This window comes from Pseudoruegeria sp. SHC-113 (genome assembly GCF_025376885.1).
Taxonomy (GTDB): domain Bacteria; phylum Pseudomonadota; class Alphaproteobacteria; order Rhodobacterales; family Rhodobacteraceae; genus Pseudoruegeria.
Window position 1 is genome coordinate 64,784 of record NZ_JAHUBR010000003.1, and the last position, 26,127, is coordinate 90,910.

The window sequence follows — 26,127 nt, forward strand, 5'->3', positions numbered from 1 at the left end:
GAAACTGCCCTACTTGTCCGTCTTGTCCTGCGGGCTTTCGGAGGTGCTCCGGGCCCGCGCCTGTGCCTTGCGCTTTTGCATGTTGGCCTTCAACGCCGCCTTCAACCGCTCATCGCGGCTGTCACTGGCGGGCTTGCCACCCTTTTTTTGCGAAGGTTTTTCCATGCCCCTCTGTAGCGCAGCACCCGCGAGGGGTCCAGAGAGCGTGCAGGCTTGCCGCGCGGCGAAAACGCCACGGTGTTTTCGGGGCCGCCCGGTGGCGGCGATTTCTTGCAAAAAGGCGCTTGCACCCCCAGCGGCGAGGCATTAAAGACCCGCCACACACGGCATGCTGCTGTAGCTCAGAGGTAGAGCACTCCCTTGGTAAGGGAGAGGTCGAGAGTTCAATTCTCTCCAGCAGCACCACTCCCCCCCTCATTGAGATACGCGCCGCTTTAGAGCCTTGCTGTTGTTGCTGGCTCAGTCTGCGGGTGCGGGCAGGGCCCGGATCGTGAGCCCGGCGGGCACGCGGCGGGTTTCACCCTTGGCGGGGGGTGATGCGATCATCTCGGCGGTCTGGCGGGCCAGTTCCTTCACCGGGAGCGCGATGGCGGAGATGCCGCCGCCGATCCAGCGGTAATAGGAAGGGTCGCCGTAGCCGATCATGGTCAGCCGCGCCTCAGGGGCCTGTTGCAGGGCCGCAAGCACGCCGGCCGAAATCTCGAAACCGCCGCAGAGGATCGCCGTCGCCGTGCCGCTTGCGATCAGCCCGCGCGTGAAGGCCTCGCCGGTGGCAAAGCCCGGCGGGCCGGTTAGAAGCTGTGTTTCGCTTTCCGTAAGCCCGGCCTCAGTGAGTCCTTCCCGAACGGCGGTAAGGCGGCTTTCGCCCGAACTCAGGCTCTGATCCGCCCCGATATAGGCAATCCGCCGGTGCCCGGCCTTGGCGAGTGCACCCACCGCCTGCTTCAAGGCCGGGGCGTCGTCGATCAGGATGGCCGGGGCCTCGGGCGCGTCGGTGCGGCGACGGATCAGGTGAATCAGCGCGGGGCCGTCGGGCGGCAGGGCCTCAGCTTCAGTGGTGGGCGTGGGCACGGAGACGACAAAGCGCGCCTGAACCTCGCGCAGGCGCTGCAGGGCAAGCGCCTCGGCCTCGGCCTCGTCACCGGTGAGGTGGATGATCAACTGCAACTTCTGGGCATCGCAGGCCAGTGCGAGGCTGTTGGCGAAATGGGCGTAGAATTCGTTGGTGATGTTGGGCAGCAGCAGCCCGGCAATCGGCGCGCCCGCCCCGCGCATCACCGAAGCGGCGGCGCTCTTCACGTAGCCCACCGCCTGCGCATGGGCCTGCACCGCTTCGCGCGTTTCCTTCTGCACGTTCGGATGGCCCGACAGCGCGCGCGACACCGTCATATGCGAGATGCCCAGATCCCGCGCGATGGATTTGATCGTGGCGCGTTCGCGCAACTCGGCCTCCTTCGGCTGCTGCCCCACCATCCCAGCTTTCCGGGGGGTTGACCAGATGGCTGTGCCTGCGTATTTGTTCACGTGAACATATAGCCGAATATGCGGGAATCGAGGAAGCCATGCAAGCGCTGGAAGACAACTGCGCGCGCCTTGCGCAAGATCTGGGGTTGGCCGATCGCCCCGAAGCGATCCGTGCTGTTGAGCCGCTCACGGGGGGCGTGGCCTCTGATATTGCGCGGGTGCGGATTGGCGATGCGGATTACTGCATGAAATTCGCCCTGCCCAAGCTCAAGGTCGCCGCCGACTGGCGCGCCCCGGTGCATCGCAACGCGGCGGAATACGCCTGGCTGACGGTCGCCGCGAAAATCGCGCCGGAAAGTGCGGTGCGGCTCTATGGGCGCTCCGAAACGCTCCACGGTTTCGCGATGGAGTTCCTGGCGGGGCAGGAGGTCTACCTCTGGAAGGATGCGCTGCTGCAGGGGCAGGCGCCGAAAGGCGAGGCTGCCGCCGTGGGTGGGATGCTCGGGCGCCTTCATGCGGCGTCGGCTATGGCCGATTTTGACCGCAGCCCCTTCCACAACCGCGACGATTTCCGCGCCCTGCGGATCGAGCCCTATATCGAGTTCACCGCCGGGCGGCACGCTGATCTCGCCGCGCCGCTGCAAGCGCTGGCAAATAGTCTCTATTCCGCCGAAATTGCGCTGGTTCATGGCGATGTGAGCCCCAAGAACATCCTGTTCCGCACCGGCGGGCCGGTGATTCTGGATGCCGAATGCGCCACCATGGGCGATCCGGCGTTCGACGTGGCCTTCTGCCTGAACCACCTCGTGCTGAAAGCGCTGCATCTGCCCGCCTGCCGCGCGGCCTACCTGCAGGAAGCCGCCGCGCTCTGGGCCGCCTATGCCCCCCATGTGCGCTGGGAACCTGCCGCAGGCCTTGAGGCCCGGATCGCGGCGCTTCTGCCGGCGCTGATGCTGGCCCGCGTGGATGGGAAATCCCCGGTCGAATACCTCGCACCGGAAACGGCCAGTCAGGTGCGCGACCTTTCAAAGGCGCTGATCCTTGCGCCGCAGGCGGGGCTTTCGGCCCTGCTCTCCGACATTTCCGAACAAACGAAGGAGCAAGGCGCGTGACAGCCATTGCATCGGTAAAGGGCCGCAGGGTCTGGGATTCGCGGGGCAACCCGACGGTAGAGGCCGAGGTCCGGCTTCAAAACGGCGCGCTGGGCCGGGCGATTGCCCCGGCCGGGGCCTCGCGCGGGGCGCGGGAAGCGCTGGATCTGCGCGACGGCGGCAGCGCTTTACGTGGTATGGGCGTGAGCAAGGCGCTGGCGGCGGTCAACGGGCCGATTGCGGCGGCGCTCAAGGGGCTGGACGTGCGCGATCAGGCGGGCGTGGATGCCGCCATCCTCGCGCTCGATCCGAGCCCTTTGAAAGCCAATCTGGGCGGCAACGCCACGGTAGCCGTTTCGCTCGCCGTGCTCCATGCTGCGGCGGAGGAAGCGGGCCTGCCGCTCTGGCAATATCTCGCCCTGCAGGAAGGCACAAAAGCGGCTCTCCCCCTGCCGGAAATTCAGATTTTCGGCGGCGGTGCCCATGCCGGGCGGCGTGTGGATATTCAGGATTTCATGATCATGGTGCCGGGTGCCTCCTCCTTTGACGAGGTGATGGAGGTGACCAACGAGGTCTATTTCGCGGCGGGCGACATCATGGGCCGCAATGGCCGCCTTGCCGGGGTCGCCGATGAGGGCGGTTGGTGGCCTTCGTTTGACAGCAACGAAGAGGCTCTGGAGACCCTCACCGAGGCCATCGCGCTGGCTGGGGAAAAGCCCGGCGAGCGGGTCGCGATCTCGCTCGACGTAGCAGCTTCGGAGTTTGGCACATCGGGCCGCTACCGGCTCGCACTGGAAGATCGTGAGATGGACAGCGCCGCGCTGATCGACATGCTGGGCGGCTGGCTTGACGCTTACCCGATCGTCTCCATCGAGGATCCGGTGGGCGAGGATGACGTGGAGGGCATGCGGGAATTCACCCGCCGTTTTGGCGAACGCGTGCAGATCATCGGCGACGATTACCTCGTCACCACCGCGCCACTTGTCGAGGAAGCGGCACAGGCCGGGGCCTGCAACGCGGTGCTGATCAAGGTGAATCAGGCCGGAACAGTCTCTGAATCTCTGGCCGCTTTCCGGGCCGCGCGCAAACACGACTGGGGCGCGATCGTCTCGGCACGTTCGGGTGAAACCGAGGACACATCGATCAGCCATATCGCCACGGCGCTCGGCGCGGGGCAGCTGAAGGTCGGCTCCTTCACGCGCTCGGAGCGGATGGTGAAATGGAACGAATGCCTGCGCATCGCCGACAGCCCCGACGCGCCCGCCTTCGCGGGCGGCGCGGCGCTGGCCGGCACATGGTGGGGCAAAACTCAAAAGGACAACGCATGAAACTCGCTCGCTACGGCGCTTCCGGCGCCCCCAAAACCCCCTGCCTGATCGACGCAGACGGCATCCCGCGCGATGTCTCGGCCTATGTGGCCGATTTCACGCCCGACACGCTTTCGCCCGATCTGCTCGCCTCGCTGGGCGCGCTGGATCCGTCCAGCCTGCCGGTGGCGCAGGTCGAGGGGCAGCGGCTGGCCGCGCCCATCGCGCAGCCGCGCAACATCTGGTGCATCGGCCTGAACTACTCCGACCACGCCGCCGAAGCGGGCATGGCGATCCCGGAAGAGCCGATCCTGTTCAACAAATCTTCCGGCACTTTCTGCGGCCCCCATGATGACATCCTCTACTCCCCGAAAATGTCCAAGCTGGATTGGGAGGTGGAACTGGGCATCGTGATCGGCAAGCCCGCGCTCAACATCGAGAAAAGCGATGCCATGGCGCATGTGGCGGGCTTCGTGCTGGTCAATGACGTGTCTGAGCGGGCCTGGCAGCTGGAGCGCTCCGGGCAGTGGGTGAAGGGCAAGAGCTTCCCCAATTTCTGCCCGACCGGCCCCTGGTTGGTGACGCCGGATGAGGTGGACGATGTGCAGGCGCTGTCGATGTGGCTGGATGTGAACGGCACGCGGATGCAGACGGGCCACACCAGCACGATGATCTTCGATGTGGCGACGATCGTGTCCTACATGAGCGAATTCGCCCGGCTTGAGCCCGGCGATCTGATCTGCACCGGCACCCCGCCGGGGGTTGGCGCGGGCATGAAGCCGCCTGTCTGGCTGAAGCCGGGCGATGAGGTATCGCTCGGGATCGAGAAGCTTGGCGCGCAATCGCAAAAGGTCGTGCCGCTGTGACGCCGCTGGCTGGCAAGGTCGCCGTTGTAACGGCGGCCGGTCAGGGCATCGGCCGCGCCGTCGCCGCGCGCCTGCGCGATGACGGGGCCGAGGTCCATGCCAGCGATCTGGACGGCGCTTTGGTCGCGAGCCTTGCCGGTGTCCGCGCTAGTGCGCTGGATGCAACGGATTCAGCCCGTGTCAGTGCCTATTTCAAGGCACTCCCACGGGTGGATATCCTCGTGCATTGCGTCGGCTACGTGCATCAGGGCACCATCGAGGAATGCACGCAGGAGGATTGGCGGCGCTCCACCGAGATCACGCTGGACAGCGCCTACCACGTGCTGCGCGCCGCCATTCCACGCATGAAGGCCCATGGCGGCAGCATCATCACCATTGGTTCCGTGGCCAGTTCGATGAAAGGCTTTCCGCGCCGCGCGGCCTATACGGCGGCAAAGGGCGGGATCATCGGGCTCACCAAGGCGGTGGCGGCGGACTACCTGAGCCACGGCATCCGCGCCAATGCGGTCTGCCCCGGCGTGGTGGACAGCCCCAGCCTGCGCGGCCGCATCGCCGAGCTTGCGCCCACGATGGGCGGCATGGCGGCGGCGGAGCAGAGCTTTCTGGATCGCCAGCCCAGCGGGCGCTTCGGCACGCCTGAGGAAATTGCCGGGCTCTGCGCCTATCTCGCGCGCCCGGAAAGTGCGCTGATCACGGGGCAGGCCATCGCCATCGACGGCGGGATCATGATCTGACCCGCCCGGATTGACCATATGAAGAGGAGTGCATCGATATGAACAGGCTGGATCTGGAAGGGCGCAAGGCGGTGATCACCGGCGGCGCGCGCGGCATGGGGTTCGCCATCGCGGAGCGCTTCCTTGCCTCCGGCGCGCAGGTCTCGCTTTGGGATCTGAACCCTGAAGGCTTAAGCGCCGCGAAGGCGAAGCTCGCGGGCAAGGGTGCGGTGGATACGCAGGCCGTGGACGTGAGCAACCTTGCCGCCGTGGAAGCCGCCGCCGAAGCCGCCGCGCAAGCCATGGGCGGGGCCGAGATCCTTGTGAATGCCGCCGGGATCGCCGGGGTCAACACGCTGCTTGAGAATTACCCGCCCGAGATCTGGAACGCGGTGATGAACGTGAACCTCAACGGCACCTTCCACACCTGCCGTGCGCTGGTGCCCTATATGCGCAAAGCGGGCTATGGGCGGATCGTCAATATTGCCTCCATGGCCGGGAAGGACGGAAACCCCAATGCCTCGGCCTATTCCGTCTCTAAAGCAGGGGTAATCGGCCTCACCAAGAGCCTTGGCAAGGAACTGGCGCAGACGGAGATCCGGGTGAACGTCGTGTGCCCTGCGGTGATCAAGACAGAGATGCTCGCCGATGTGACGGAAGAGCAGATCGGCTACATGCTGGCCAAGATCCCGATGGGCCGCATGGGCACGGTGGAGGAAATCGCAGGGCTGGTGGGCTGGCTTTCGAGCCCCGAGTGCTCTTACTCCACCGGGGCTGTTTACGATCTGAGCGGGGGGCGCGCGACGTACTGAACCGTCTCACGCCCAACGCGTAAACATGAAAGCGGCCGCGCAGGGATCTGCGCGGCCGTTTCATTTGCCGCCTCCCGATGTGCGGATTGGCCCTCACAGCGCATCGGGAAGCGGCGTGCCCCACCTCGCCCCGGCGCGCGAAGAGCAGGCGCGTCGGGGTGGTGGCGGGGCGGGGAGCCCTTAATACGCCATGTAGACGGTGCGTTTCTGCAGATAGCCTTCGAGGCCGTAGAAGCCGTCCTCGCCGCCGAGGCCCGAGCGCTTGTGGCCGTTGTGATAGCCCTGGATATAGCCGCTGATGCCCTTGTTCAGGAAGATCGTGCCGGTATCGAGCCGGTTGATCGCATCCATGTAGATCGCGGAATCCTTCGTCCAGAGATAGGCCGAAAGCCCGTCATCGCGCGCGTTGGCGATGCTGATGGCTTCCTCGTGGCCGGAGATGCGCATCACCGGCAGCACCGGGCCGAAGATCTCTTCCTTTACGGCGGCGGTCTCGGCGGTTGCGTTCAGCAGCACGGTCGGGGCGTACCAGTTGCCCTTCTCCATACCTTCGGGGATGCGACCGCCCATGGCCAGCTCAGCCCCCTGCTTGAGGCTTTCCTCCACCAGCCCATGAATGCGCGCCCGCGCGCCGGCGGTGGTGACGGGGCCCATGCCGGCGTTCTGCATCGGGTTGCCGGGGCGCACTTCGGCGACACGTTTCAGCAGCTTTTCGTTGAACTCATCGGCGATGGCGTCCTCCACCATCACGGTTTCGGCGCAGATGCAGACCTGCCCGCAGTTGGCAAAGCGCGCGATAGTGGCGGCCTCGACCGCGGCGTCGATGTTGGCATCCTTAAGCACAATGAACGGCGCTTTGCCGCCCAACTCCAGCGAAAGCGCGGTGAGGTTCTCGGCGGCTGTCGCAGCCACGCCCTGGCCCGCGCGGATGGAGCCGGTGAGCGAGACGAGCTTGGTGATCGGGCTTTTCACCAGCGCGGTGCCAAGGCCGATCCCGGCGCCGGACACCATGTTGATCACGCCCTTCGGCACGCCAGCGGCCTCCACGATGCGGCAGAACTCGCTGGCCGTTACGGGTGTGGCCTCATGGGGCTTGATGATCACGGTGTTGCCCGTCACCAGCGCGGGGCCAACCTTGCGGCCGATCAGCGCCAGCGGATAGTTGTAGGCGCAGAGCGCCAGCGTCACGCCGTAGGGCACCTTGAAGATGAACAGCTGCTCGTTGGGGGCGTCGGCGGGCAGGATGTCGCCGGTGATACGGCGGGCGGATTCGGCGGCGTAGGTCATGTAGCGGATGGTGTCATCCACCTCGAATTCGGCCTCTGCCAGCGTCTTGCCCTGCTCGCGCACCAGAAGCGTGGCGAAATGGGCGCGCTCGGCTTTCAGCCCTTCCGCGATGCGATAGAGGTAGCCTGCGCGTTCCACCGCGGGCAACAGCGCCCATTTGGCCTGCGCGCGATCAGAGCTTTCCAGCGCGGCCTGCGCATCCGCTTCGGTGCAATCGGCGACTTCGGCCCAGATTTCGCCGGTGGAGGGGTCTTCCACCGCCACGCGTTCGCCGGTGGCGCCGTCGATCCAGGTATTGTCGATGAAGCTTCTGTAATAATCCATGGGACCCTCGGGCGCTGTTTTAGTCTGACCATATATCAAATGGGCATAGGTTAACTTGCATAATATATTCTTTTGGTCAACATGATCGTACCAAAAACCGGGTAAAATCCGTCCCTCGCCTGCGCGTCTCGGGGGCAACCCGCCGCTGGGGACCAGATGCTTTACAAGCGACCGTCCGGGCGGGCTATATGCGGGGCACGGAAAAAACCGCCGCCGGGGAGGGCCCATGGCACGCAAGAGCAGCCAATCGCACGAGGAAAAGGGCACCGCCGACGCGGCCGCCCGCAAGAAAAGCGCCGTTCCAGCAGTGGAAAAGGCGCTCGACGTGCTGGAGATCCTCTCGCTGTCCCGCGACGGGCTGACGATGAACGAGATCGTAGAGGAAACCGGCCGCTCCATGGGGGAGCTCTACCGCGTGGTGCTCTACCTCGCGGAGCGCGATTACCTCCGGCAGGATGCGGCGACCGGGCGCTATGCGCTCACGCCCCGGCTGTTTGAGCTGTCGCACCGCCATCCGCCCACTGAACGGCTGCTGCAGGAGGCGGTGCCGGTGCTGGAACGTATCGCGGCGCAGACGGAGCAATCCTGCCATTTGGCCGTGCTCAATCGCACGCAGGTGCTGATCCTTGCCTCCGTCGCCAGCCCGCGCCCGGCGGGCTACGCGGTGCGCACCGGGGCGATGTTCCCGGCACTGGCCACCAGTTCGGGCCTCGTGATTCTCGCCCATGCTCCGGCTGAGGCGCAGCAGCGCTTCATCAACCGGCTTTCAGGGAGCGATCGGGACGAAACCCGTCAGCGCCTGCAGGCGATCGAGGTCGCCGGGCTGGACGACAGCCCCAGCCGCATCGTCACCGGCGTGCGCAACTTCTCTGCGCCGGTGTTTGACAATCGGGGGGTGGTGGCGGCGATCACCTGCGGCTTTATCGATCAGGCCGATCAGAAATGCGCGCCGGAAGAGGTGCGCGCCGTGATCAAAGAAAACGCCGGTTTGCTCTCCGCCGCTCTGGGCCAACCCGGGCAAGGCTGAGTATCGCGGCCTTACTGGCTGCGCAGCTGCAGATACATCTGATCCCCGGCCCCGGCCACGTGGCGGTTGATCGCCGCCAGCGCGGCCTCGCCGTCGTTCTGGCGCAGGGCTTCGATCAGCTCGTGGTGCTGTTCGAGGATCTCCCGGTGGCGGGCGTTGGAGATCGGGATTGGCAGCGCAAGCGCGTTCAGCAGACGGCGCTGCAGCTCCCAGATGCCGAAAGCGCGGCGGTTATAGTGCTTGCGCGCGATGATCTTGTGAAACTCCAGATCGTGGCCTGTGAAGGCCGCCTTGTCGCGCACTGGGGTTTGCTCCAGCAGCGCCTGCCTTGCTTCCAGCTCGGCGATGTCGGCCTCGGTGCAGACCTTCGCGAAATAGGAGACGAAATAGGGCTCCAGCAGTTGCAGGATCTCGAAGATCTCCTGAATCATTTCGGCGTTCAGCGTGGCTACGGTGGCCCCGCGATTCGGGGCGATCTCGATCAGCCCTTCGCCCTGCAACAGGCGCAGCGCCTCGCGCACGGGGATGATCGAAGTGCCATAGCGCTTGGCCAGATCCTGCACCTTGAGCCGTGTGCCGCTTGGAAAGGCACCGGTTCCGATGTCGGCCATCAGGCGGGAATAGACATCCTTGTTTTCCTTGGTCCGCTTGGCGGCGGGGGCGTCGGGCGTCTCGGCCATGGGTGCCTCATTGCTGTCGCTTCGATCACACCTGAATATAGTATATCAAAGCGTGAATAAAGAGTTGACCTGAGGCTGAATAATATATTATCCAAATTTCAGGATATACAGCCTGCAGAAGTGGAGGAGCGACATGCAGCTTGGAAAATTCGCATTCATCGGGGGCGCTTTGTTGGCCAGCAGCGTCTCGGCACAATCGGTGGTTTTGGACGTCACCGCCTGGAAGGGCAACGAGACAGAGCCCGCCGGCCTGCCGCAGCTGATCGAGGCCTTCGAGGCCGCCCACCCGGAGATCGACGTGGAGCTGTCCTACGTCAGCCGGCTGGATACCGACGTTGTGCTGCCGCCGCGCCTGCAAGGCGGCAATGCGCCGGACGTGATGATGACGGATATGCCGCTGGTCAATGTCTGGGGCGGCGCGGGCCTGCTGGAAGATCTGGGCACCGACAGCGCGTGGTATGGCAAGGTCCTGCCCGAGCTGAAAGCCCCGCTCACCTCCGATGGCGCGGCCTATATCATGCCGCTCGAGATGATCGGTATGGGCAACTTCGTGAACATGGGCCTGCTGAAATCGGTCGGCATCGAGACCCCGCCCGCCACGCTGGACGAGCTGAAGGCCGCCTGCGCCGCGCTCTCCGGGGCCGGGATCAACCCGATGGTCTTTACCGGCGGCTTCTCTGCCCCGCTCTTCGTGATCGCCAACGGGCTTGAAGCTGGCGAGACCGGCGCGGCCAGCTATGGCAGCGGTGAACAGAGCTTCGCCGATAGCGCAGCCTTCGGTGGTACGCTCGATACGATTCGCGGGCTTATCGAAGCCGATTGCGTGGATCCCAAGGCGCAGGCCGGGCTGGACCCGTGGTCCACCGCGCTGGCGGCCTTCAAGGGCGGCGAGTTCGCGATGATGCCGCAGGGCGCCTGGAACATCGCCGATTTCTCCAAGGTCGAAGGGCTTGATTACGTCTTCGCCCCGATCCCCTCCGCGAAAGACACTGGCGTTGCGTTGGATCTCTTCGGCATCGGCTGGTCCGTCTCGGCGCAATCCGAGAACAAGGAGGCCGCGCGCACCTTCGTGGAGTTCTTCGCGGAAGCGGAAAACCTGCAGGTGATGCTCGACGCCGAAAGCGCCTACAGCCCGTTTGAGGGCGGCGCGAGCGGCGTGCCCGCTCTGGCCGCGCCCTACAACGCGGCGCGCGACGGCGGCGGTACGATCCTCTACCCCTTCGCGGTGCTGGATTGGCCGAAGCCGCTGGAAAGCGAAATCTGGGATAGCCTCACTGGCTTCCTGCTGGATGTCACCGCCTCCAACGAGGCCGTGCTGGAACGCTGGGACGAAGCCGTCGAAGACGCGAACTTCTGACCGGTCAACGGGCGCTCCGGGTCCTCCCGCCCGGAGCGCTCACTTTCCCTTCCCCTCATTCCTTTCCCAACCTGTGCCATTCTGCCGACCATGATCAGATCCCGACGCATATACCTCTTCGCGGCCCCTGCTCTGGCCCTGATCGGCGGCTTCTTCGTCTACCCGATCGTGCTTTCGGTGCAGATGAGCTTCACCGATTTCGCAGGCGTCGGGCAGGCGGAATACGTGGGCTGGAAGAACTACGAGCGCTTCATCAGCCGCGATCGCTACCTGAATTCCGTCTGGGTGACGCTGAAATTCACTTTCCTCGTGGTGCTGATCCAGACGCTGGCGGGCCTGTTCTTCGCCGCGCTGCTGCACCGGATGCCGGCGATCCGCAATTTCTGCCGCGCAGCCCTTTTCACGCCTGCCATGATGAGCTTCGTGATCGTCGGCTATGTCTGGCAATTCATCTATTCGCCCTACACCGGCGGGCTGAATGCGCTGCTGGAGGCGGTGGGCCTTGGCGCGTTCTCCCGTGGTTGGCTGGGCGATCCCGATACCGCACTGATTGCCATCGTGATCACCCATGTCTGGATGTTTACCGGCTACACCACGGCGATCTTCCTCGTCGGGTTTGCCAATATCTCGTCTGACATCGAGGAGGCCGGGCGGCTGGACGGTGCGAACTCCTGGCAGCGGTTCCGCCACCTCGAACTGCCGCTTCTGGCGCCAAGCTTCACTGTGAACATCATCCTTTCCACCGTCGGCACGCTGAAAACCTTCGAACTGCCCTTCATCATGACGCGCGGCGGGCCGGACCGGGCCACCAACACACTGAGCCTTGAGATCGTGAACAACCTCTTCGGCAGCTACCGCTTCGGCTTCGCCTCCGCTCTCTCGATCATCATGCTCATCCTCGTGGTGATCGTGGCGGTGGTGCAGAACGGCTACCTCAAGCGCCGGGAGGAGAACATATGACCCGCCCCCGCAAAGCGCTCTCCTTTCTTGCGCAGGCCGCCGTGGTGGCGCTGGTGCTCGCGATGCTTCTGCCGGTTGTCTACATGATCGGCATGAGCTTCCGCACCGCGGAGGAGATCAACGCAGCCCCGCTGGGCCTGCCCGATACGCTCTACCTCGGAAACTACGCCCGCGCGCTCGATCAGATGGGCTATTGGCGGGCGGTGGTGAACTCGGTGGGGATCACGATCTCCGTCACCGCGCTCGTCGCGCTGCTGGGCTCGCTTGCCGCCTATCCGCTGGCCCGCCGCGCCAACCGCTTTACCAAGGGCGTGGTGATGCTGGTGGCGCTGGGGCTGGCCACGCCGCCCTTCGTCACCATCACCCCGATCTACGTGATCTTCCGCAACCTCGGTCTGCTCGACAGCTACCCGGGCATCATCCTTGCCTTCACCGCGCTGAACCTGCCGCTGGCGGTGTTCTTCTACACGAGCTTCATCAGCGCCATCCCGCGCGAGCTGGAAGAGGCCGCGCGGCTGGATAATTGCAACGACTGGCAGATCTACTGGTACGTGATCCGCCCGCTGCTGGGCCCGGCCACCGCCACGCTTTCGCTCTTCGTGATGCTGATGGTCTGGAACGACTTCGTTTACCCGCTTCTTCTGATGACATCGCCGGAGAAATTCACCGTGATGGTTTCCGTCTACCGCTTCGTGGGCAACCTCAACATCCAGCCGGAAATGCTCTTCCCGGCGGCCGTTCTGGGCTCGCTGCCGCTGCTCGTGCTCTTCCTCTTCTTCCAGCGCCGCATCGTGGCCGGTGTGACGGCGGGGGCAGTGAAATGAGCGGGCGTCTGACAGGAAAGCGCGTGATCGTCACCGGGGCAGGGGCCGGCATCGGCCTTGGCATTCTACGGGCCTGTGTGGCGGAGGGCGCGCAGGTGACGGGCTTTGAGATCCGCGCTGAAGCACGCGTAGCCGTTGAGGCCGCAGGCGGAAGCTTCCGGCAGGTGGACGTGGCCGATGCCGCCAAGCTTCAGGCGGCGATTGCCGAGGTGGCGCAAGCCGCTGGCGGGCTCGACGGGCTTGTGAACAACGCAGGGATCACGATCCAGAAACCGCTGCAGGAGATGACCCTGCAGGAGATGGATCTGCTCTGGCAGGTGAACCAGCGCTCTTGCCTGCTGGCCGCGCAGTCCGCCGCGCCGCTGATGGCCGCCGGGGGCGGGGGCAGCATCGTGAACATCGCCTCCAACCACGCCCGCGCCTCCGATCTGGGCTACGAGGCCTACGCCGGAACCAAGGGCGCCATTGTCGCCATGACCCGCGCCATGGCCTGGAGCCTTGGGCGCGACGGCATCCGCGTGAACGCGCTCGCGCCGGGGCTGACCATGACGGAAGCCGTCGCCGGCGTCGCCGAACGCGAAGGCCGGCAGCAGGAATTCAACAGCTGGCACGCCACCGGGCAAGTGGCCAGCACCGAGGAAATCGGCCGCCTTGCCGCTTTCCTTCTGAGTCCTGACTCCGCCGCGCTCACCGGCGCGGAGATCATCGCCGATCACGGCATGTCCGCCCGGTTGGGCGCAATTTGAACCCTTCCGGCGGCCCCCGCCGGACCCGAAATTTGGCCGCGCTCCCCGCGGCAGGAGAAGAAGATGAACACGCCCCTGCGCCCTTCCGAACAGGCCACCCCGGCCACGCGCCGCACCGCTGGCCACCGCATTTCGGCGATCCGCCCTTTCATCGTCTGGGTCGGCGCGCGCAACCAGCTGATCGTGAAGGTGGAAACCGAAAGCGGGCTCTATGGCTGGGGCGAAAGCGGGCTTTCGGGGCGGGAGAAGGCTGTTGTCGGCGCGCTTTCCCATTTCGAGCCGCTCCTGCAGGGGCAGGACGCCATGCAGATCGGCGCGATCTGGCAGCGGGTCTACCGCAGCCAGTATTTTGAGGGCGGCCGCGTGCTGCAGGCCGCGCTCTCGGCGATCGACATCGCGCTGCACGACATCAAGGCCAAGGCGTTTCAGGTGCCGGTCTATGAATTGCTCGGCGGCGCGCAGCGGCGCGAAGTGCCGACTTTCGTCTCCGTCGCGGCAGGCGCTTTCGATCAGGCCCGCGAACAGGCGCGCGAGCTCTATGATCGCGGCTGGCGCTGCATCCGCCTCTTCCCCGACATGCGCGACTGCGAGGTGTTCGAGCCGCGCGAGGAGATCGGCAAGGCGGCCCGCCTCTGCCGCGAGGTGCGCGCGGATCTGGGTGAGGACGTGATGCTGGGGATCGACTGGCACCACCGGCTGTCGGTGGCCGAGGCGGCCTCCTTCTGCCAGCGGCTGCCGAAGGGCACGCTGGATTTCATCGAGGAGCCGATCCGCGACGAAACCCCGGAAGCCTATGAATCCTTGCGTGGGCTCACCGATATTCCCTTCGCCATCGGCGAGGAGTTCGCGTCCAAATGGCAGTTCCTGCCCTATATCGAACGCGGCATTCACCAGTTCAACCGCGTGGATGTCTGCAACGTCGGCGGGCTGACGGAGGCGATGAAGGTCGCCGCGATGAGCGAGGCCCATTACGTGGATGTCATGCCGCACAATCCGCTGGGGCCGATCTGTACCGCCGCGAGCATTCACTTCGGCGTTGCGGTGCCGAATTTCGCCGCGTTGGAAGTGAACGTGATGAGCGATGCTTTGTACGGCGCGGCCGCTGATGACGCGCTCTTCCTGACGCGCCCGCGTCTGGCGGGCACCGTGTTCAAGCAGCCCGAGGGCGTCGGCCTTGGCATCGAGATTGACGAATCGCTGCTCGCGAGCGTGCCGGGCCGCGACTGGGGCCCGCCGATGCTGGTCCGCCGGGACGGCTCCGTCACCAACTGGTAGGCGCGGGCTCAGGCCTCTGGCGGAATTCTCCCGAGAATCTCATACCCCGGCAGCCCATCGGCTGGCGGGGTGTTGGTGTGCCTGCTTGGGAAGCTGAAAGATATATTTTTTCACCTGTAGAAAATACTTTTATGTTTATTTTGGTATGATGAAAAGTTAACGTAGCGCCATGGTCGAGCGGGAAGGCCTGTTTGGTTCTGGCCCATGGATCCCGCTTTCGCCCCCACGTGCCCGAGGAGGAGGCGCCCCGTCCGGGGTGGCCGGCACATCCTGAATGGAGGAATTGATGACACTACGTTTCACGATCTCGCAGCGGCTTGCCGCCACCGTGGCCAGCGCCGCGATTGCGAGCGTTCTGGCCCTGCCTGTGGCCGCTTTCGAAGAAGCCCCGATGCTGAAATCCCTTGTGGACGCCGGCAGCCTGCCGCCGGTGGATGAGCGTCTGCCATCTGAGCCGCTTGTGCTGGAAACCATTGAAACCGTTGGCGAGTACGGCGGCACCCTGCGCCGCGCCATTCTTGGCGGCGGCGATCAGCACAACATCGTGCGCACCATCGGTTCTGACAACATGGTGCGCTGGGATCCGGCCTGGACGGAGATCCGCCCCAATATCGCCAAGAGCTGGGATGTCTCGGAAGATGCCTCCAGCTTCACCTTCCACCTGCGCGAAGGCATGCGCTGGTCCGATGGAGCGCCCTTCACGGCGGATGACATCCTGTTCTGGTATGAAGACGTCTTCATGAACGAGGCGCTGACGCCGAACAAGGACGCAACCTTTGTCGGACCAAATGGCCCGGTCAAAGTCACCAAGGTGGACGACACCACCGTGACCTTCGATTTCGGCGCGCCCAACGGGCTGTTCCTGCAGCACATGGCCTATGGCTTCGGCTACCAGCCCACGGCCTACCCGAAGCACTACCTCGGCCAGTTCCACGAAAAGTACAACGCCGACGTCGCCGCGCTGGTGGAGGCCGAGCCCGCCGCCGCCGATTGGGTGAGCCTGTTCAACCTGAAAGCCGGCGCGATGGACACACCGCTCTTTTGGCAGAACCCGGACCGCCCGACGCTGCACGCCTGGCATCTGACCAACGCCTACGGCAACACCGACCGCATCGTCGCCGAGCGCAACCCCTACTACTACAAGGTGGATTCCGCTGGTCAGCAGCTGCCCTACATCGACAAGATCACCTATGATCAGGTCGAGGATGTGGAAACGATCCTGCTCAAGGCCTTCAACGGCGAGATCGACTACATGCTGCGCCACATCGGCCGCCCGGCCAACAAGGCCGCGCTGACCGACAACATGGAGCGCGGCAAATACGGCTTCTTCGACGTGGGCGATCTGCCGGCCAACATCATGGTGCTGATGCTGAACCTCACCAACGAGGATCCGGTGAAGCGCGAAGTGGTGAACAACCGGGATTTCCGCATCGGCCTGAGCCACGCCATCAACCGGCAGGAGCTGATCGATCTGCTCTACTTCGGCGCAGGCACCCCGGCGCAGGTCGCGCCGCGCAAGGGCAGCGAGTTCTACAAGGACGAATACGTCGATCGCTACGTGGCCTTTGACCCGGATCTCGCCAATGAGTACCTCGACAAGGTGATGCCCGAGAAGGACGCCGACGGCTTCCGCATCGGGCCGGACGGCAACCGCTTCTCGCTCGTCTTCCTCGTGGCCGATGTCTTCGGGCTGCAGTACCCGGACGCGATGGAGCTTCTGGCCTCTTACGCCGCTGACGTGGGCGTCGATATCCAGGTGCGCGCCACCGACCGTTCGCGCCTGATCGCGCTTCACACCGCCAACGAGCATGACGCCTATCTCTGGAACTGCCCCGGCGGGCAGGCCGATGTCTACACGGTGCCGCTCTGCTTCGTGCCGACAGTGACGAACACCATCAGCTGGGGCCGCGAATGGGCCGAATGGCGGGTGGATGCCGCGAAGGGCAGCGAGCCGCCGGCGAATGTGAAGGCGGTGATCGACACCTACAATCAGATGCAGGCCGCAGGTGATCCGGCGGAGCAGAAGGCGCTAATGGAGAAGGTGCTCGACATGGCCAGCGAAGAGCTGTTCACCATCGGCGTGGTGCACAATGATCCGGTCTTCGGCATCGCGCGCAACAACATGCGCAACGTGCCCGATCCGCTGCCGATCGCGGGCCAACTCTGGTTCCCCGCGCCCTACACCGCGCAGATGTTCTTTGAAGGCGGCGAAAACCTGCCCTGATCCCTGACGCTGTAGCGCCAACCGGCGGCCCGGCTTTCGGGCCGCCACCCCCTTCCCAGACCGCGACGGAGGCAGCCCATGGCCGGCTTCATCCTGCGACGGATCCTTTACATGGTGCCCACCGTGGCGCTGATCTCCGTCGTCACCTTCCTCATCATCCAGCTTCCTCCCGGCGATTACCTCGACGCGCTTGCCGCCGAGATGGGCGAGGGCGGAGCCGATAACGTCGCCGCGCTGGAAGCCCTGCGGGAGCAATACGGGCTCGGCCAGCCGATCTGGGTACAATACTGGAAATGGATCACCGGCATCCTGTTCCACGGCGATTTCGGCATCTCTTTCGAGAAGAACCTGCCCGTTTCCGATGTGATCTGGGATCGCCTCGCCTGGACCTTCGGCATCTCGGTGCTGACGCTGATCTTCATCTGGGCCGTGGCCCTGCCCATCGGCATCTATTCCGCCGTGCGCAAGTATTCGGTGGGCGACTACGTGGCCACTTTCTTCGGCTTCATCGGCCTTGCGATCCCGAACTTCCTGCTCGCCCTCGTGATGATGTATGTGGCCTTCAAATACTTCGGCCAGAGCGTCGGAGGGCTTGTCTCGCCGGAGTATCTCGACGCGCCGTGGAGCTGGGCGAAATTCACCGATCTGCTCGCCCATATCTGGATGCCCATCGTCGTTGTCGGCACCTCCGGCGCGGCTGCGCTGATCCGCATCATGCGTGCTAACCTGCTGGATGAGCTCTATCGGCCTTACGTCGTGACCGCGCGGGCCAAGGGCATGAGCGAGTTCCAGCTTCTCATGCGCTACCCGGTGCGCGTTGCCCTGAACCCTTTCATCTCCACCATCGGCTGGATCCTCCCGACGCTCGTGTCGGGCGAGATCATCGTGGCCGTGGTGATGAACCTGCCCACCACCGGCCCGCTCCTGCTGCGCGCGCTCCTGGTGCAGGACATGTATCTCGCTGGCTCGCTGATCCTGATCGTCAGCCTGCTCACCGTGGTGGGCACGCTGATTTCGGATCTGCTGCTGGCGTGGATCGACCCGAGGATCCGTTACCAATGAGTGCCGTGACAACAACCACGCCCAATGCTTTCGACGACGCCCCCCTGCCGCCGCTCGCCAGCCCCCGCACGCTTCTGTGGCGGCGCTTCCGGCGGCACCGGCTGGCGCTGTTCAGCCTCTGGCTTGTCGGCCTGATCTACCTCGTGGCGATCCTTGGCGATTTCCTCGCGCCGATGGATCCGCAGGGCACCAATGTGCGCAACACTTTCCAGCCGCCGCAGGCGCTACACCTGCTCTCGCCACCGGATGCCGAAGGCAAGCGCAGCCTCTTCTACGTCCACCCGATGAAGATGCAGCTCGACCGCGAGAAAGGCCGCCGCACTTATGTGCCTGACGACAGCAAGATCGTGCCGCTGGGCTTCTTCGTGAAAGGCCACAGCTACCGCTTCCTTGGCCTTATTGAGACGAACCGCCATTTCTTCGGGGCCAAATCCCCGCGCGACAAGGTCTTCCTGCTCGGCGCGGACAGGCTCGGCCGCGACATCCTGAGCCGCATCATTGCGGGCACGCGGGTGTCGATGTCCATCGGGCTTGTCGGCGTGGCGGTGTCGCTGGTGATCGGCGTCGCGCTGGGCGGGATCTCGGGCTACTACGGCGGCTGGGCCGATACGCTGATCCAGCGGCTGATCGAGTTCCTGCGCTCGGTGCCAACGATCCCGCTCTGGATGGGGCTCGCCGCCGCCATCCCGCTCGACTGGCCGCCGCTGCGCACCTATTTCGTGGTGACGGTTATCGTCTCCATGATCGGCTGGACGTCACTTGCGCGGGAGGTGCGGGGCAAGTTCCTCTCGCTGCGCAGCGAGGATTACATCACCGCCGCGCGGCTCGATGGGCTCTCCGATTGGCAGATCATCCTGCGCCATATGGTGCCGGGCTTTGCGAGCCACATCATCGCCTCGCTCACGCTGGCGGTGCCGCTGATGATCCTTGCCGAAACCTCGCTCTCCTTCCTCGGCATCGGCCTGCAGCCGCCGCAGATCTCCTGGGGCACGCTGCTGAAGGAAGCCCAGAACATCCGCACGATCATCGAAGCCCCGTGGTTGCTGATCGCCCCGGGCACTGCCATCGTGATCGCCGTGCTGGCCCTCAACTTCCTCGGAGACGGATTACGTGATGCCGCAGACCCCAATGCCCACTGACGCGCCGCTGCTCTCCATCAAGGGGCTCAAAACCCATTTCTTCACCGACGAAGGCGTGGTGAAAGCTGTGGACGGCGTGGATCTGACGATCCGCCCCAACCGCACGCTCTGCGTGCTGGGGGAATCCGGCTGCGGCAAATCCATCACCGCGCGCTCGGTACTGCGGATCGTGGACCATCCGGGCCGCATCGTGGAGGGCAGCATCACCTACATGGCTGCCGACGGGCGTAGCATTGATCTGGCCAAGGCCAAACAAGGCTCGCGTGAGTTGCGGGCGATCCGGGGCGGCGACATCTCGATGATCTTTCAGGAACCGATGACCTCGCTCGGCCCGATCACCACCATCGGCAAGCAGATCAGCGAGACGATCCTGTTGCACCGCAAGGTGAGCAAGGCCGAAGCCAAGGAAGCCGCCATCGAGATGCTCGATCGTGTCGGCATCCCTGATCCGCGGGCGCGCTACGATGCCTATCCGTTCGAGCTGTCCGGCGGCATGCGGCAGCGCGCGATGATCGCCATGGCGCTCTCCTGTCGCCCGCGCCTGCTGATCGCCGACGAGCCCACAACCGCGCTCGATGTCACCACGCAGGCGCAGATCCTCGATCTGATCGGGGAGCTGAAGGACGAGCTTGGCATGGCGGTGATGCTGATCACCCATGATCTGGGCGTGGTGGCCGAAGTGGCCGAGGATGTGGCGGTGATGTACATGGGCAAGGTGGTGGAGGAAGGGGACGTCTATTCGATCTTCGAAGCGCCTGCCCATCCCTACACCCGCGCGCTCATGGCCTCGGTGCCGCGCATCGGCAGCACGGGCAAGGGGCGGCTTCCGGCGATCCGGGGCATGGTGCCCCATCCACTGGCCCGCCCGCCGGGCTGCGCTTTCGCGCCCCGCTGCGATCTCGCCCGCGTCGGCACCTGCGATGCCGCCGAGCCCGCGCTCACCCAAACCGCGCGCACCCGCGCCGCCTGTTTCCTTGCCACGGAGGCCCCCGCCCATGGCTGACACCATCCTCTCCGTGCGCAACCTCGACATGCATTTCCCCAAGGGCCGCAAGGGCAAGGGCGGGGTGGTGAAGGCGGTGGACGACGTCTCCTTCGACGTGATCCGGGGCGAGACCTTCGGCATCGTCGGCGAAAGCGGCTCGGGCAAGACAACGCTGGGCCGGGCGATCCTTCGCATTATCGATCCCACCGGCGGGGCCGTGGCCTTCAATGGCAAGGGGCGCGAACCGGTGGATGTGACGGCGGCGGACAAAGCCGCTCTGCGCAGGCTCTGGCAGGACATCCGCATGGTGTTTCAGGATCCGCAAAGCTCGCTCAACCCGCGCCTGCCGGTGATCGAACTGGTGGGCCAGTGCCTGCGCGCCTCCGAAGGGCTTTCCGGGCAGGCGCTGGCGGATCGGGTCTCGCGGCTGCTGTTGCAGGTCGGCTTGAGGCCCGAGGTGCTGCACCGCTACGCGGGCGCGTTTTCCGGCGGCCAGCGCCAACGCATCGGCATCGCCCGCGCGCTCGCGCCGGGGCCGGAGCTTGTGATTGCCGATGAGGCGGTTTCCGCTTTGGATGTCTCGATTCAGGCGCAGACGCTGAACCTGCTGCAGGATCTGCAGGAGGAGTTTGATCTCACCTATGTCTTCATCGCCCATGATCTGGCGGTGGTCGAACACATCTGCGATCGCGTGGCAGTGATGTATCGTGGCCGGATCGTGGAACTGGCCCCGCGCGAAGCGCTGTTCAGCGCGCCCGCGCATCCCTACACCCGCGCCCTGCTGGAGGCCGCGCCGGTGCCTGATCCGCGCGCCCGCAAGGCGCGCCGCAAGGCCGAGCCGGTGCCGACGGAGGTGATCACCAAGGGCTGTGCCTTCGCGCCGCGTTGCGCCCATGCACAAGCGATCTGCCGCGCCGAGCGCCCGCCGTCCAAACAGCTGGGCGCAGCGCAGGTGCTCTGCCATTTCGCCGGGGAGATCTGAGGCCCGTTCGTAGGGCTAGACGGCCTCTTGGCCCTGCAATTCCTCGAAGGTGGCGCGCACCTGTTGCCAGGCGGCGTCCAGGTGGCGGCGCAGGGCGTCTTCGGCGGCGTCGGGATCGCGCATCAGGATCGCGTCGAAGATCGCCTTGTGGGCGGCGTAGTTGGCGCGGTTTCGTTCAGGCAGGCGCGGCATGGCAGACCAATGCGGCCCCAGCCAGCTGGTGTAGGCCTTGTGCAAGGCCGGAAACACCGGGTTGCCGGAAATCTCGTAGAGAACCGCGTGAAAGGCGGTGTCGGTCTGGTAGAAGGCCTCGCTGTCTTCAATAGCGGCCTCGTTGGCCGCGAGAGCGTCTTTGAGCGCCGCAAGATCAGCCTTGCCTGCCGATTTCGCCGCCTCGCGCACCAGCGCGCTTTCCAGCAGGATTCGGGTTTGAAACAGGTTACGCACGCCGCCGGGCTGCCCCAGCAGGCGCGGCACCACGCCATCGAGCGTATCGAGCGCGCTTTCGTAGCTGGGCGGGGCGACCACAGGGCGGAAGCGGGGCCGCGCGATGATCATGCCCCGGTTGGCCATGGCCGTGACGGCCTCCCGCACCACCGTGCGCGACACGCCGTAGTCCTGCACGATCTCGCGTTCGGGGGGCAAAGGCATGCCTTCGCGCAGCTCGCCCGCGGCGATCTTGCCTTCGAAAATGCGGATCAGGTCATCGGCAGCGCGGCCCGGTCTACTCATGCGCGTGTCCTTCGCGTCGGTGTGGGGGGCACCATAGGGCGCAGCCACGCCCAAGGGCAGGAAAACCGCGCTGTTTGGGCGGAAATTCGCCCCCGATCAGGCATTTGCGCCACAGCAGCCCGTTACAGGCGGCCCAGAACCATATCCGCGCAGCGATCCCCGAGCATCATCGCGGGCGCATTGGTGTTGCCCGCCGGGATCTCCGGCACCGCGCTCATATCGCAGACGCGCAGGCCCTCGATGCCGCGCACGCGCAGGCGGGCGTCCAGCACGGCCATCGGATCGCCATCGGCCCCCATCTTCGCCGTGCCCGCCGGATGGAAGTTCGTTTTCACCACCTTGCGGCAATGGGCGGCGAGGGCCTCATCGGTGAAGGCAGTGGGATCGGGCGCAACGATTTCGGAGAGCTTGCCGGCCATGGGCTGGGTTTCCAGCGTCTCGCGGAAATAGCGCAGGCCCCGGATCATCGCCTTCATATCCGCTTCCTTGGACAGGAAATTGGGCGAGATCGCCGGCATCGCGCCCGGATCGGCGCTGGCAAGCCGCACTTCGCCCCTGCTTTCGGGCTTCAGCAGAACGATCTGGATCGACACGCCGGGCCCTTCGCCGATGCGCTTGAGCGTGTCATCGTCGAGGTAGAGGATCGGGATGCAATAGGCCTCGTGGGTGGGCGGGGCGTCTGGGGCGTCCGGGTTCACGAAACAGGCGGCCTCAAGCCCGGTGGTGGTGATCGGCCCGGTGCCGAAGAGTTTGAACTGCAGCCCGTTGCGGATCATGTTCCAGCCGCGATCCTGCCCATAGTAGCCATAGGGCCCGTTGGCGCGGGCCACGATCGAGACATCTGGGTGATCCTGCAGGTTCTGCCCCACGCCGGGGTGATCGGCGATCACGTCGATGCCGTGCTCGCGCAGGTGATCGGCGGGGCCGATGCCAGAGTGCATCAGCAGTTTCGGGGTGATCAGCGCCCCGGCCGACATCAGCACCTCGCCCTCGCAGCGCGCCTCATGGGTGCCGCTGGCGTCGGAATAGATCACGCCGACGGCGCGGCCTTGTTCGATCAGCAACTTCTGCACCCGCGCCTGCAGCTTCAGCGTGAAGCGCGGATCGTCCATGATCGGGGCGATGAAGGCATAGGCGGCAGAGCAGCGCTGGCCCTTCTGGTAGGTGAACTGGAAAAAGCCCACGCCGCGCTGGCTGGTGCCGTTAAAATCCGGGTTGAAGGGCTCACCCTGCGCCTGCAGGGCCTGCACGAACCAGCGCGCCATCTCGTTGATCTGGCCCGGCTCGGAGACAATCAGCGGCCCGTTGCAGCCGTGCAGATCGTTGTTGAAGGTCTGGTTGCCCTCCATCCGCCGGAAATGCGGCAGCACAGCCTCCCAGCTCCAATCCACGGAATCGTTGTTGCCGCGCAGGATCTCCTGCCAGTCGTCGTAATCTGACGGCCGTCCGCGCACATAGGCCTGCCCGTTCACGCTGGAGCCGCCGCCCAGCACGTTGCCCTGCGGGATCTCCTGCACCCTTCCGTCCAGCTGGGGCTGGGGCACCGTCTTGTGGGTGGTGAAGAACTTGCTGCCGTTTTTCAGCAGCTTGAACACGCCCGGCGGCATGTCCAGAAGCGGATGGCGGTGGGAGTGGCCGCCCTCCAGCATCAGGACACGCGCGCCGCCGTCCATCACCAGCCGATGCGCGGCAGCGCAGCCTGCGGAGCCGCCGCCGACGATGATGTGATCATAGGCCTCTGCCATGTTGCGCTCCTTCTACATGGACCGCGCACCCGCCATATCGGCAAGCATCCGGTCCTTTTCGAAATTCGGATAGGCGTAGCTGTCCACCGGCAGGCCCTGGTAGAGCGTCAGCACGCGGTCGGCGAGCATGATAACCTCGTCGATCTCGTAGGATAGCACGAGGATGCCCACACCACGCGCGGCCAGATCCTCGATGATGCGGTAGATGTCGGCCTTGGCGTGCACGTCGATGCCGCGGGTGGGCTCCAGCAGGATCAGCAGTTCCAGATCGGGATCGAGCCAGCGCGAAAAGCAGATCTTCTGCTTGTTGCCACCGGAGAGAAACCGGATCTCCTGATCGGGGCTGGAGGTTTTGGTGGAGGTGTCGCGGATCGCTTTCTCCACCAGCGTTTCCACGGCGGCGGCGTCGATCACGCCGCCCTTCACCGATTTCTCAAGGAAGGGCAGGGCGATGTTGTCGCGCACCGAAAGCGGCGCGAGGATGCCGTTCTTGTCGCGGTTTTCCGTCACCAGCCCCATGCCGGAGCGCACGGCTTTCGCCGGGCCGCTGCCGGGCACGAGCGGTGCGCCGCGATAGGTGATCTTTCCGGTATAGCCACCGTCGAGCCCGAAGATCGCCTTGGCCATCTCCGGCGCGCCGCAGCCGCGCAGGCCTGTCATCACCACGATCTCGCCCCGGTGCACATCGAAGGAGACAGGGCCATAGCGGCCTTCGTGGTGCAGATCCTGCACCGACAACAGCACGTCGCCAGTGATCTCCTTGTGGGGTTTGACGAAATCCTCCAGCTCCTTACCCGTCATGGTGGCGATCACTGCATCCTCGCGGGTGTCCGCCGTGGCTTCCGAGAGCACGATGCGCCCGTCGCGCATCACGGTGACGCGGTCGGCGATGCCGAAGATTTCGGGCATGTGGTGGGAGATGTAAATGATCGCGATACTTTCCGCCGTCATCCGCTCGATGAAGGTGAAGAGCCGCGTCTTGTCTTCTTCCGAAAGGGCCGAGGTGGGCTCGTCCATCACGATCAGCCAGCTGTCGCTCATCAGGGCGCGGATGATCTCCACGATCTGCTTCTCGCCGGAGTTCAGCTCTCGCACCGGGCGGTTCGGGTCCAGATCCAGCCCGAAGCGCTCCAGCTGCGCGCGCACGCGGCGGGCCATTTCCTTCTTGTCCAGAAACGGCGTGCCGGGGCGGCGCAGCTCTTGGCCAAGGAAGATATTGCCGGCCACCGTCAGCTCGTTGATCAGCGAAAGCTCCTGGTGGATCATGCTGATGCCCTGCGCGGCGGCATCTGCAGGCGCGTTGATCTTCACTTCTTCGCCATTGCGCAGGATGCGCCCCTCGTCGGCCTGATAGACGCCGCCGAGGATCTTCATCAGCGTGCTTTTCCCGGCCCCGTTCAGCCCCACGAGCGCGTGCACCTCACCGCCCGCGCAGGAGAAATCCACGTTGTCGAGCGCGCGGGTGGCAAAGAAGCTCTTGCCGATGGCTTCCATGTCGATGCGGTTGGTCATCACGCTTTCCCCCGTTGGGTGAAGGTGTCCAGCAGCACGACGCCCAGCAGGATCATGCCTTTGATCAGGTTTTGCAGGTAGGGGTTGGTGCCGGTCAGGATCAGCCCGTTGATGATGATGCCGTAGAGCAGCACGCCGAGGATGGTGCCAAAGAGCTTGCCGCGCCCGCCAAAGAGGCTGGTACCGCCAAGGATCACGGCGGTGATGGCGTCAAATTCCAGAAACAGCCCGGCCCAGGGTTGGCCGGAGGAGACGCGGCCCACGGTTATGATCGCGGAGAGCCCCACGAGGAATCCCATCAGCACATAGACCATCACGACCTTGCGCGCCGGATCGCGGCCCAGCACGAAGGAGGTCGCGAAATTGGCCCCGGCGGCGTAGACATCGCGGCCGAAGGCGGTGTGATACAGAAGCAGCGCCAGCCCGCTGAAGACAAGCGCGACGAAGGGGATCACGACGGGCAGGTTGCCCCAGCTCGTGCCACCCAGCCACAGGAAGGTCGGATCGGAGACGTTGATCGAATCCGCATCATAGATCACCAGCGCCAGCCCGCGCGCCAGCGCGTAGGTCGCCAGCGTGACCATGAAGGGCGAAAGCTTCAGCTTGCCGATGAAGATGCCGTTCACCAGCCCCACGGCCATGCCCGCGAGGATCGCGGTGAGAAAGCCGAGCATCGGGCTGCCGGTAACGGTGAGTGTCACCACCCCGATCGCGCCGGAAAAGGCGACGGAGGAGCCGACGGAAAGATCGATGCCGCCGGTGAGCATGATGAAGGTCATGCCCATGGCGACGAGGAACAGGACGGAGATCGAGCGCAGCAGGATGCCGATATTGGCGAGCGAATAGAAGTTCTCGTTGGCGAGGCCGAAGCCCACCGAGGCAAGCACGATCAGCGCGATCAGGACGGCATAGCGCAGGTTCAGCGCCGAAAGCCTTGGTTTGGCGGCGGCAGGAGCCGTGGCAGTGGGTGTCATCGTCTGTCCCCGAAAGCAGTGAGGCCCGGCACCTGTGAG

Annotated in this window: 24 protein-coding genes and 1 tRNA gene; 17 read left to right on the forward strand and 8 right to left on the reverse strand. The window is 65.0% G+C overall.

The window, feature by feature from the left end; all coding sequences use genetic code 11:
* Positions 1 to 9 precede the first annotated feature (9 nt).
* Complete coding sequence (locus KVX96_RS16545; RefSeq protein WP_261196065.1) at positions 10 to 276, reverse strand: hypothetical protein; 267 nt, start codon at positions 274 to 276, stop codon at positions 10 to 12.
* Positions 277 to 330: 54 nt separating this feature from the next.
* On the opposite strand from KVX96_RS16545, the gene KVX96_RS16550 reads away from it, so the two are divergent.
* Positions 331 to 405: transfer RNA gene (locus KVX96_RS16550), tRNA-Thr, on the forward strand.
* A gap of 54 nt (positions 406 to 459) precedes the next feature.
* Here the strand turns inward: KVX96_RS16550 and KVX96_RS16555 are convergent.
* Positions 460 to 1,473, reverse strand: a complete 1,014-nt coding sequence (locus KVX96_RS16555) for a LacI family DNA-binding transcriptional regulator (protein ID WP_261195855.1) — start codon at positions 1,471 to 1,473, stop codon at positions 460 to 462.
* 89 nt (positions 1,474 to 1,562) lie between these two features.
* Between KVX96_RS16555 and KVX96_RS16560 the strand changes: the two genes are divergently transcribed.
* The 5 genes from KVX96_RS16560 to KVX96_RS16580 are packed head-to-tail and all read left to right on the forward strand — an operon-like array spanning position 1,563 to position 6,253.
* Positions 1,563 to 2,576, forward strand: a complete 1,014-nt coding sequence (locus KVX96_RS16560; protein WP_261195856.1) for an aminoglycoside phosphotransferase family protein — start codon at positions 1,563 to 1,565, stop codon at positions 2,574 to 2,576.
* Positions 2,573 to 3,883: a phosphopyruvate hydratase gene (gene eno / locus KVX96_RS16565; protein ID WP_261195857.1), complete on the forward strand. Its 1,311-nt coding sequence runs from the start codon at positions 2,573 to 2,575 to the stop codon at positions 3,881 to 3,883. The genes KVX96_RS16560 and eno overlap by 4 nt, the downstream gene beginning before the upstream one ends.
* Positions 3,880 to 4,728: a fumarylacetoacetate hydrolase family protein gene (locus KVX96_RS16570; protein WP_261195858.1), complete on the forward strand. Its 849-nt coding sequence runs from the start codon at positions 3,880 to 3,882 to the stop codon at positions 4,726 to 4,728. The genes eno and KVX96_RS16570 overlap by 4 nt, the downstream gene beginning before the upstream one ends.
* Positions 4,725 to 5,462: an SDR family oxidoreductase gene (locus KVX96_RS16575; protein WP_261195859.1), complete on the forward strand. Its 738-nt coding sequence runs from the start codon at positions 4,725 to 4,727 to the stop codon at positions 5,460 to 5,462. Before KVX96_RS16570 ends, KVX96_RS16575 begins: the two co-directional genes overlap by 4 nt.
* 38 nt (positions 5,463 to 5,500) lie before the next feature.
* Positions 5,501 to 6,253: an SDR family NAD(P)-dependent oxidoreductase gene (locus tag KVX96_RS16580; protein ID WP_261195860.1), complete on the forward strand. Its 753-nt coding sequence runs from the start codon at positions 5,501 to 5,503 to the stop codon at positions 6,251 to 6,253.
* 180 nt (positions 6,254 to 6,433) lie between these two features.
* Here KVX96_RS16580 and KVX96_RS16585 read toward each other — a convergent pair whose 3' ends face one another.
* The gene (locus tag KVX96_RS16585) at positions 6,434 to 7,864 is read right to left on the reverse strand and encodes an aldehyde dehydrogenase family protein (protein ID WP_261195861.1); all 1,431 of its coding nucleotides are present in this window, start codon (positions 7,862 to 7,864) and stop codon (positions 6,434 to 6,436) included.
* A gap of 226 nt (positions 7,865 to 8,090) precedes the next feature.
* On the opposite strand from KVX96_RS16585, the gene KVX96_RS16590 reads away from it, so the two are divergent.
* On the forward strand, positions 8,091 to 8,891 hold the full coding sequence (locus tag KVX96_RS16590; RefSeq protein WP_261195862.1) for an IclR family transcriptional regulator: 801 nt from the start codon (positions 8,091 to 8,093) through the stop codon (positions 8,889 to 8,891).
* Positions 8,892 to 8,902: 11 nt separating this feature from the next.
* On the opposite strand, the gene KVX96_RS16595 is transcribed toward KVX96_RS16590, so the two are convergent.
* Positions 8,903 to 9,571 (reverse strand): GntR family transcriptional regulator, encoded by a 669-nt coding sequence (locus tag KVX96_RS16595; RefSeq protein ID WP_261195863.1) that lies wholly within the window; start codon positions 9,569 to 9,571, stop codon positions 8,903 to 8,905.
* A 133-nt stretch (positions 9,572 to 9,704) separates the two neighbouring features.
* Between KVX96_RS16595 and KVX96_RS16600 the strand changes: the two genes are divergently transcribed.
* From KVX96_RS16600 to KVX96_RS16645, 10 genes are all read left to right on the forward strand, one after another.
* A complete protein-coding gene (locus KVX96_RS16600) occupies positions 9,705 to 10,928 on the forward strand; it encodes an ABC transporter substrate-binding protein (protein WP_261195864.1) in 1,224 nt (407 codons plus the stop codon).
* 90 nt (positions 10,929 to 11,018) lie between these two features.
* Positions 11,019 to 11,888 carry a carbohydrate ABC transporter permease gene (locus tag KVX96_RS16605; protein ID WP_261195865.1) on the forward strand — a complete coding sequence of 290 codons (870 nt, stop codon included), beginning with the start codon at positions 11,019 to 11,021 and terminating at the stop codon, positions 11,886 to 11,888.
* Positions 11,885 to 12,712 (forward strand): carbohydrate ABC transporter permease, encoded by an 828-nt coding sequence (locus KVX96_RS16610; protein WP_261195866.1) that lies wholly within the window; start codon positions 11,885 to 11,887, stop codon positions 12,710 to 12,712. Before KVX96_RS16605 ends, KVX96_RS16610 begins: the two co-directional genes overlap by 4 nt.
* Positions 12,709 to 13,458, forward strand: coding sequence for an SDR family NAD(P)-dependent oxidoreductase (locus tag KVX96_RS16615; RefSeq protein ID WP_261195867.1), 750 nt, complete (start codon positions 12,709 to 12,711; stop codon positions 13,456 to 13,458). The genes KVX96_RS16610 and KVX96_RS16615 overlap by 4 nt, the downstream gene beginning before the upstream one ends.
* A 63-nt stretch (positions 13,459 to 13,521) precedes the next feature.
* Entirely contained in the window at positions 13,522 to 14,733 is a 1,212-nt protein-coding gene (locus tag KVX96_RS16620; protein ID WP_261195868.1) for a mandelate racemase/muconate lactonizing enzyme family protein, read from the forward strand.
* A 286-nt stretch (positions 14,734 to 15,019) separates the two neighbouring features.
* The gene (locus KVX96_RS16625; protein WP_261195869.1) at positions 15,020 to 16,957 is read left to right on the forward strand and encodes an ABC transporter substrate-binding protein; all 1,938 of its coding nucleotides are present in this window, start codon (positions 15,020 to 15,022) and stop codon (positions 16,955 to 16,957) included.
* A 78-nt stretch (positions 16,958 to 17,035) separates the two neighbouring features.
* Complete coding sequence (locus tag KVX96_RS16630; RefSeq protein ID WP_261195870.1) at positions 17,036 to 18,019, forward strand: ABC transporter permease; 984 nt, start codon at positions 17,036 to 17,038, stop codon at positions 18,017 to 18,019.
* Positions 18,016 to 19,158: an ABC transporter permease gene (locus tag KVX96_RS16635; RefSeq protein WP_261195871.1), complete on the forward strand. Its 1,143-nt coding sequence runs from the start codon at positions 18,016 to 18,018 to the stop codon at positions 19,156 to 19,158. Before KVX96_RS16630 ends, KVX96_RS16635 begins: the two co-directional genes overlap by 4 nt.
* Positions 19,148 to 20,161 carry an ABC transporter ATP-binding protein gene (locus KVX96_RS16640; protein ID WP_261195873.1) on the forward strand — a complete coding sequence of 338 codons (1,014 nt, stop codon included), beginning with the start codon at positions 19,148 to 19,150 and terminating at the stop codon, positions 20,159 to 20,161. The genes KVX96_RS16635 and KVX96_RS16640 overlap by 11 nt, the downstream gene beginning before the upstream one ends.
* Positions 20,154 to 21,125 (forward strand): ABC transporter ATP-binding protein, encoded by a 972-nt coding sequence (locus KVX96_RS16645; RefSeq protein WP_261195875.1) that lies wholly within the window; start codon positions 20,154 to 20,156, stop codon positions 21,123 to 21,125. Before KVX96_RS16640 ends, KVX96_RS16645 begins: the two co-directional genes overlap by 8 nt.
* A 15-nt stretch (positions 21,126 to 21,140) precedes the next feature.
* On the opposite strand, the gene KVX96_RS16650 is transcribed toward KVX96_RS16645, so the two are convergent.
* The 4 genes from KVX96_RS16650 to KVX96_RS16665 form a co-directional block, all read right to left on the reverse strand.
* Entirely contained in the window at positions 21,141 to 21,857 is a 717-nt protein-coding gene (locus KVX96_RS16650; protein WP_261195877.1) for an FCD domain-containing protein, read from the reverse strand.
* Between the two features lie 122 nt (positions 21,858 to 21,979).
* The gene (locus KVX96_RS16655; protein ID WP_261195878.1) at positions 21,980 to 23,602 is read right to left on the reverse strand and encodes a GMC family oxidoreductase; all 1,623 of its coding nucleotides are present in this window, start codon (positions 23,600 to 23,602) and stop codon (positions 21,980 to 21,982) included.
* Between the two features lie 12 nt (positions 23,603 to 23,614).
* Positions 23,615 to 25,114 (reverse strand): sugar ABC transporter ATP-binding protein, encoded by a 1,500-nt coding sequence (locus KVX96_RS16660; RefSeq protein ID WP_261195880.1) that lies wholly within the window; start codon positions 25,112 to 25,114, stop codon positions 23,615 to 23,617.
* Positions 25,114 to 26,088 (reverse strand): ABC transporter permease, encoded by a 975-nt coding sequence (locus KVX96_RS16665; protein WP_261195882.1) that lies wholly within the window; start codon positions 26,086 to 26,088, stop codon positions 25,114 to 25,116. Before KVX96_RS16665 ends, KVX96_RS16660 begins: the two co-directional genes overlap by 1 nt.
* Positions 26,089 to 26,127 lie beyond the last annotated feature (39 nt).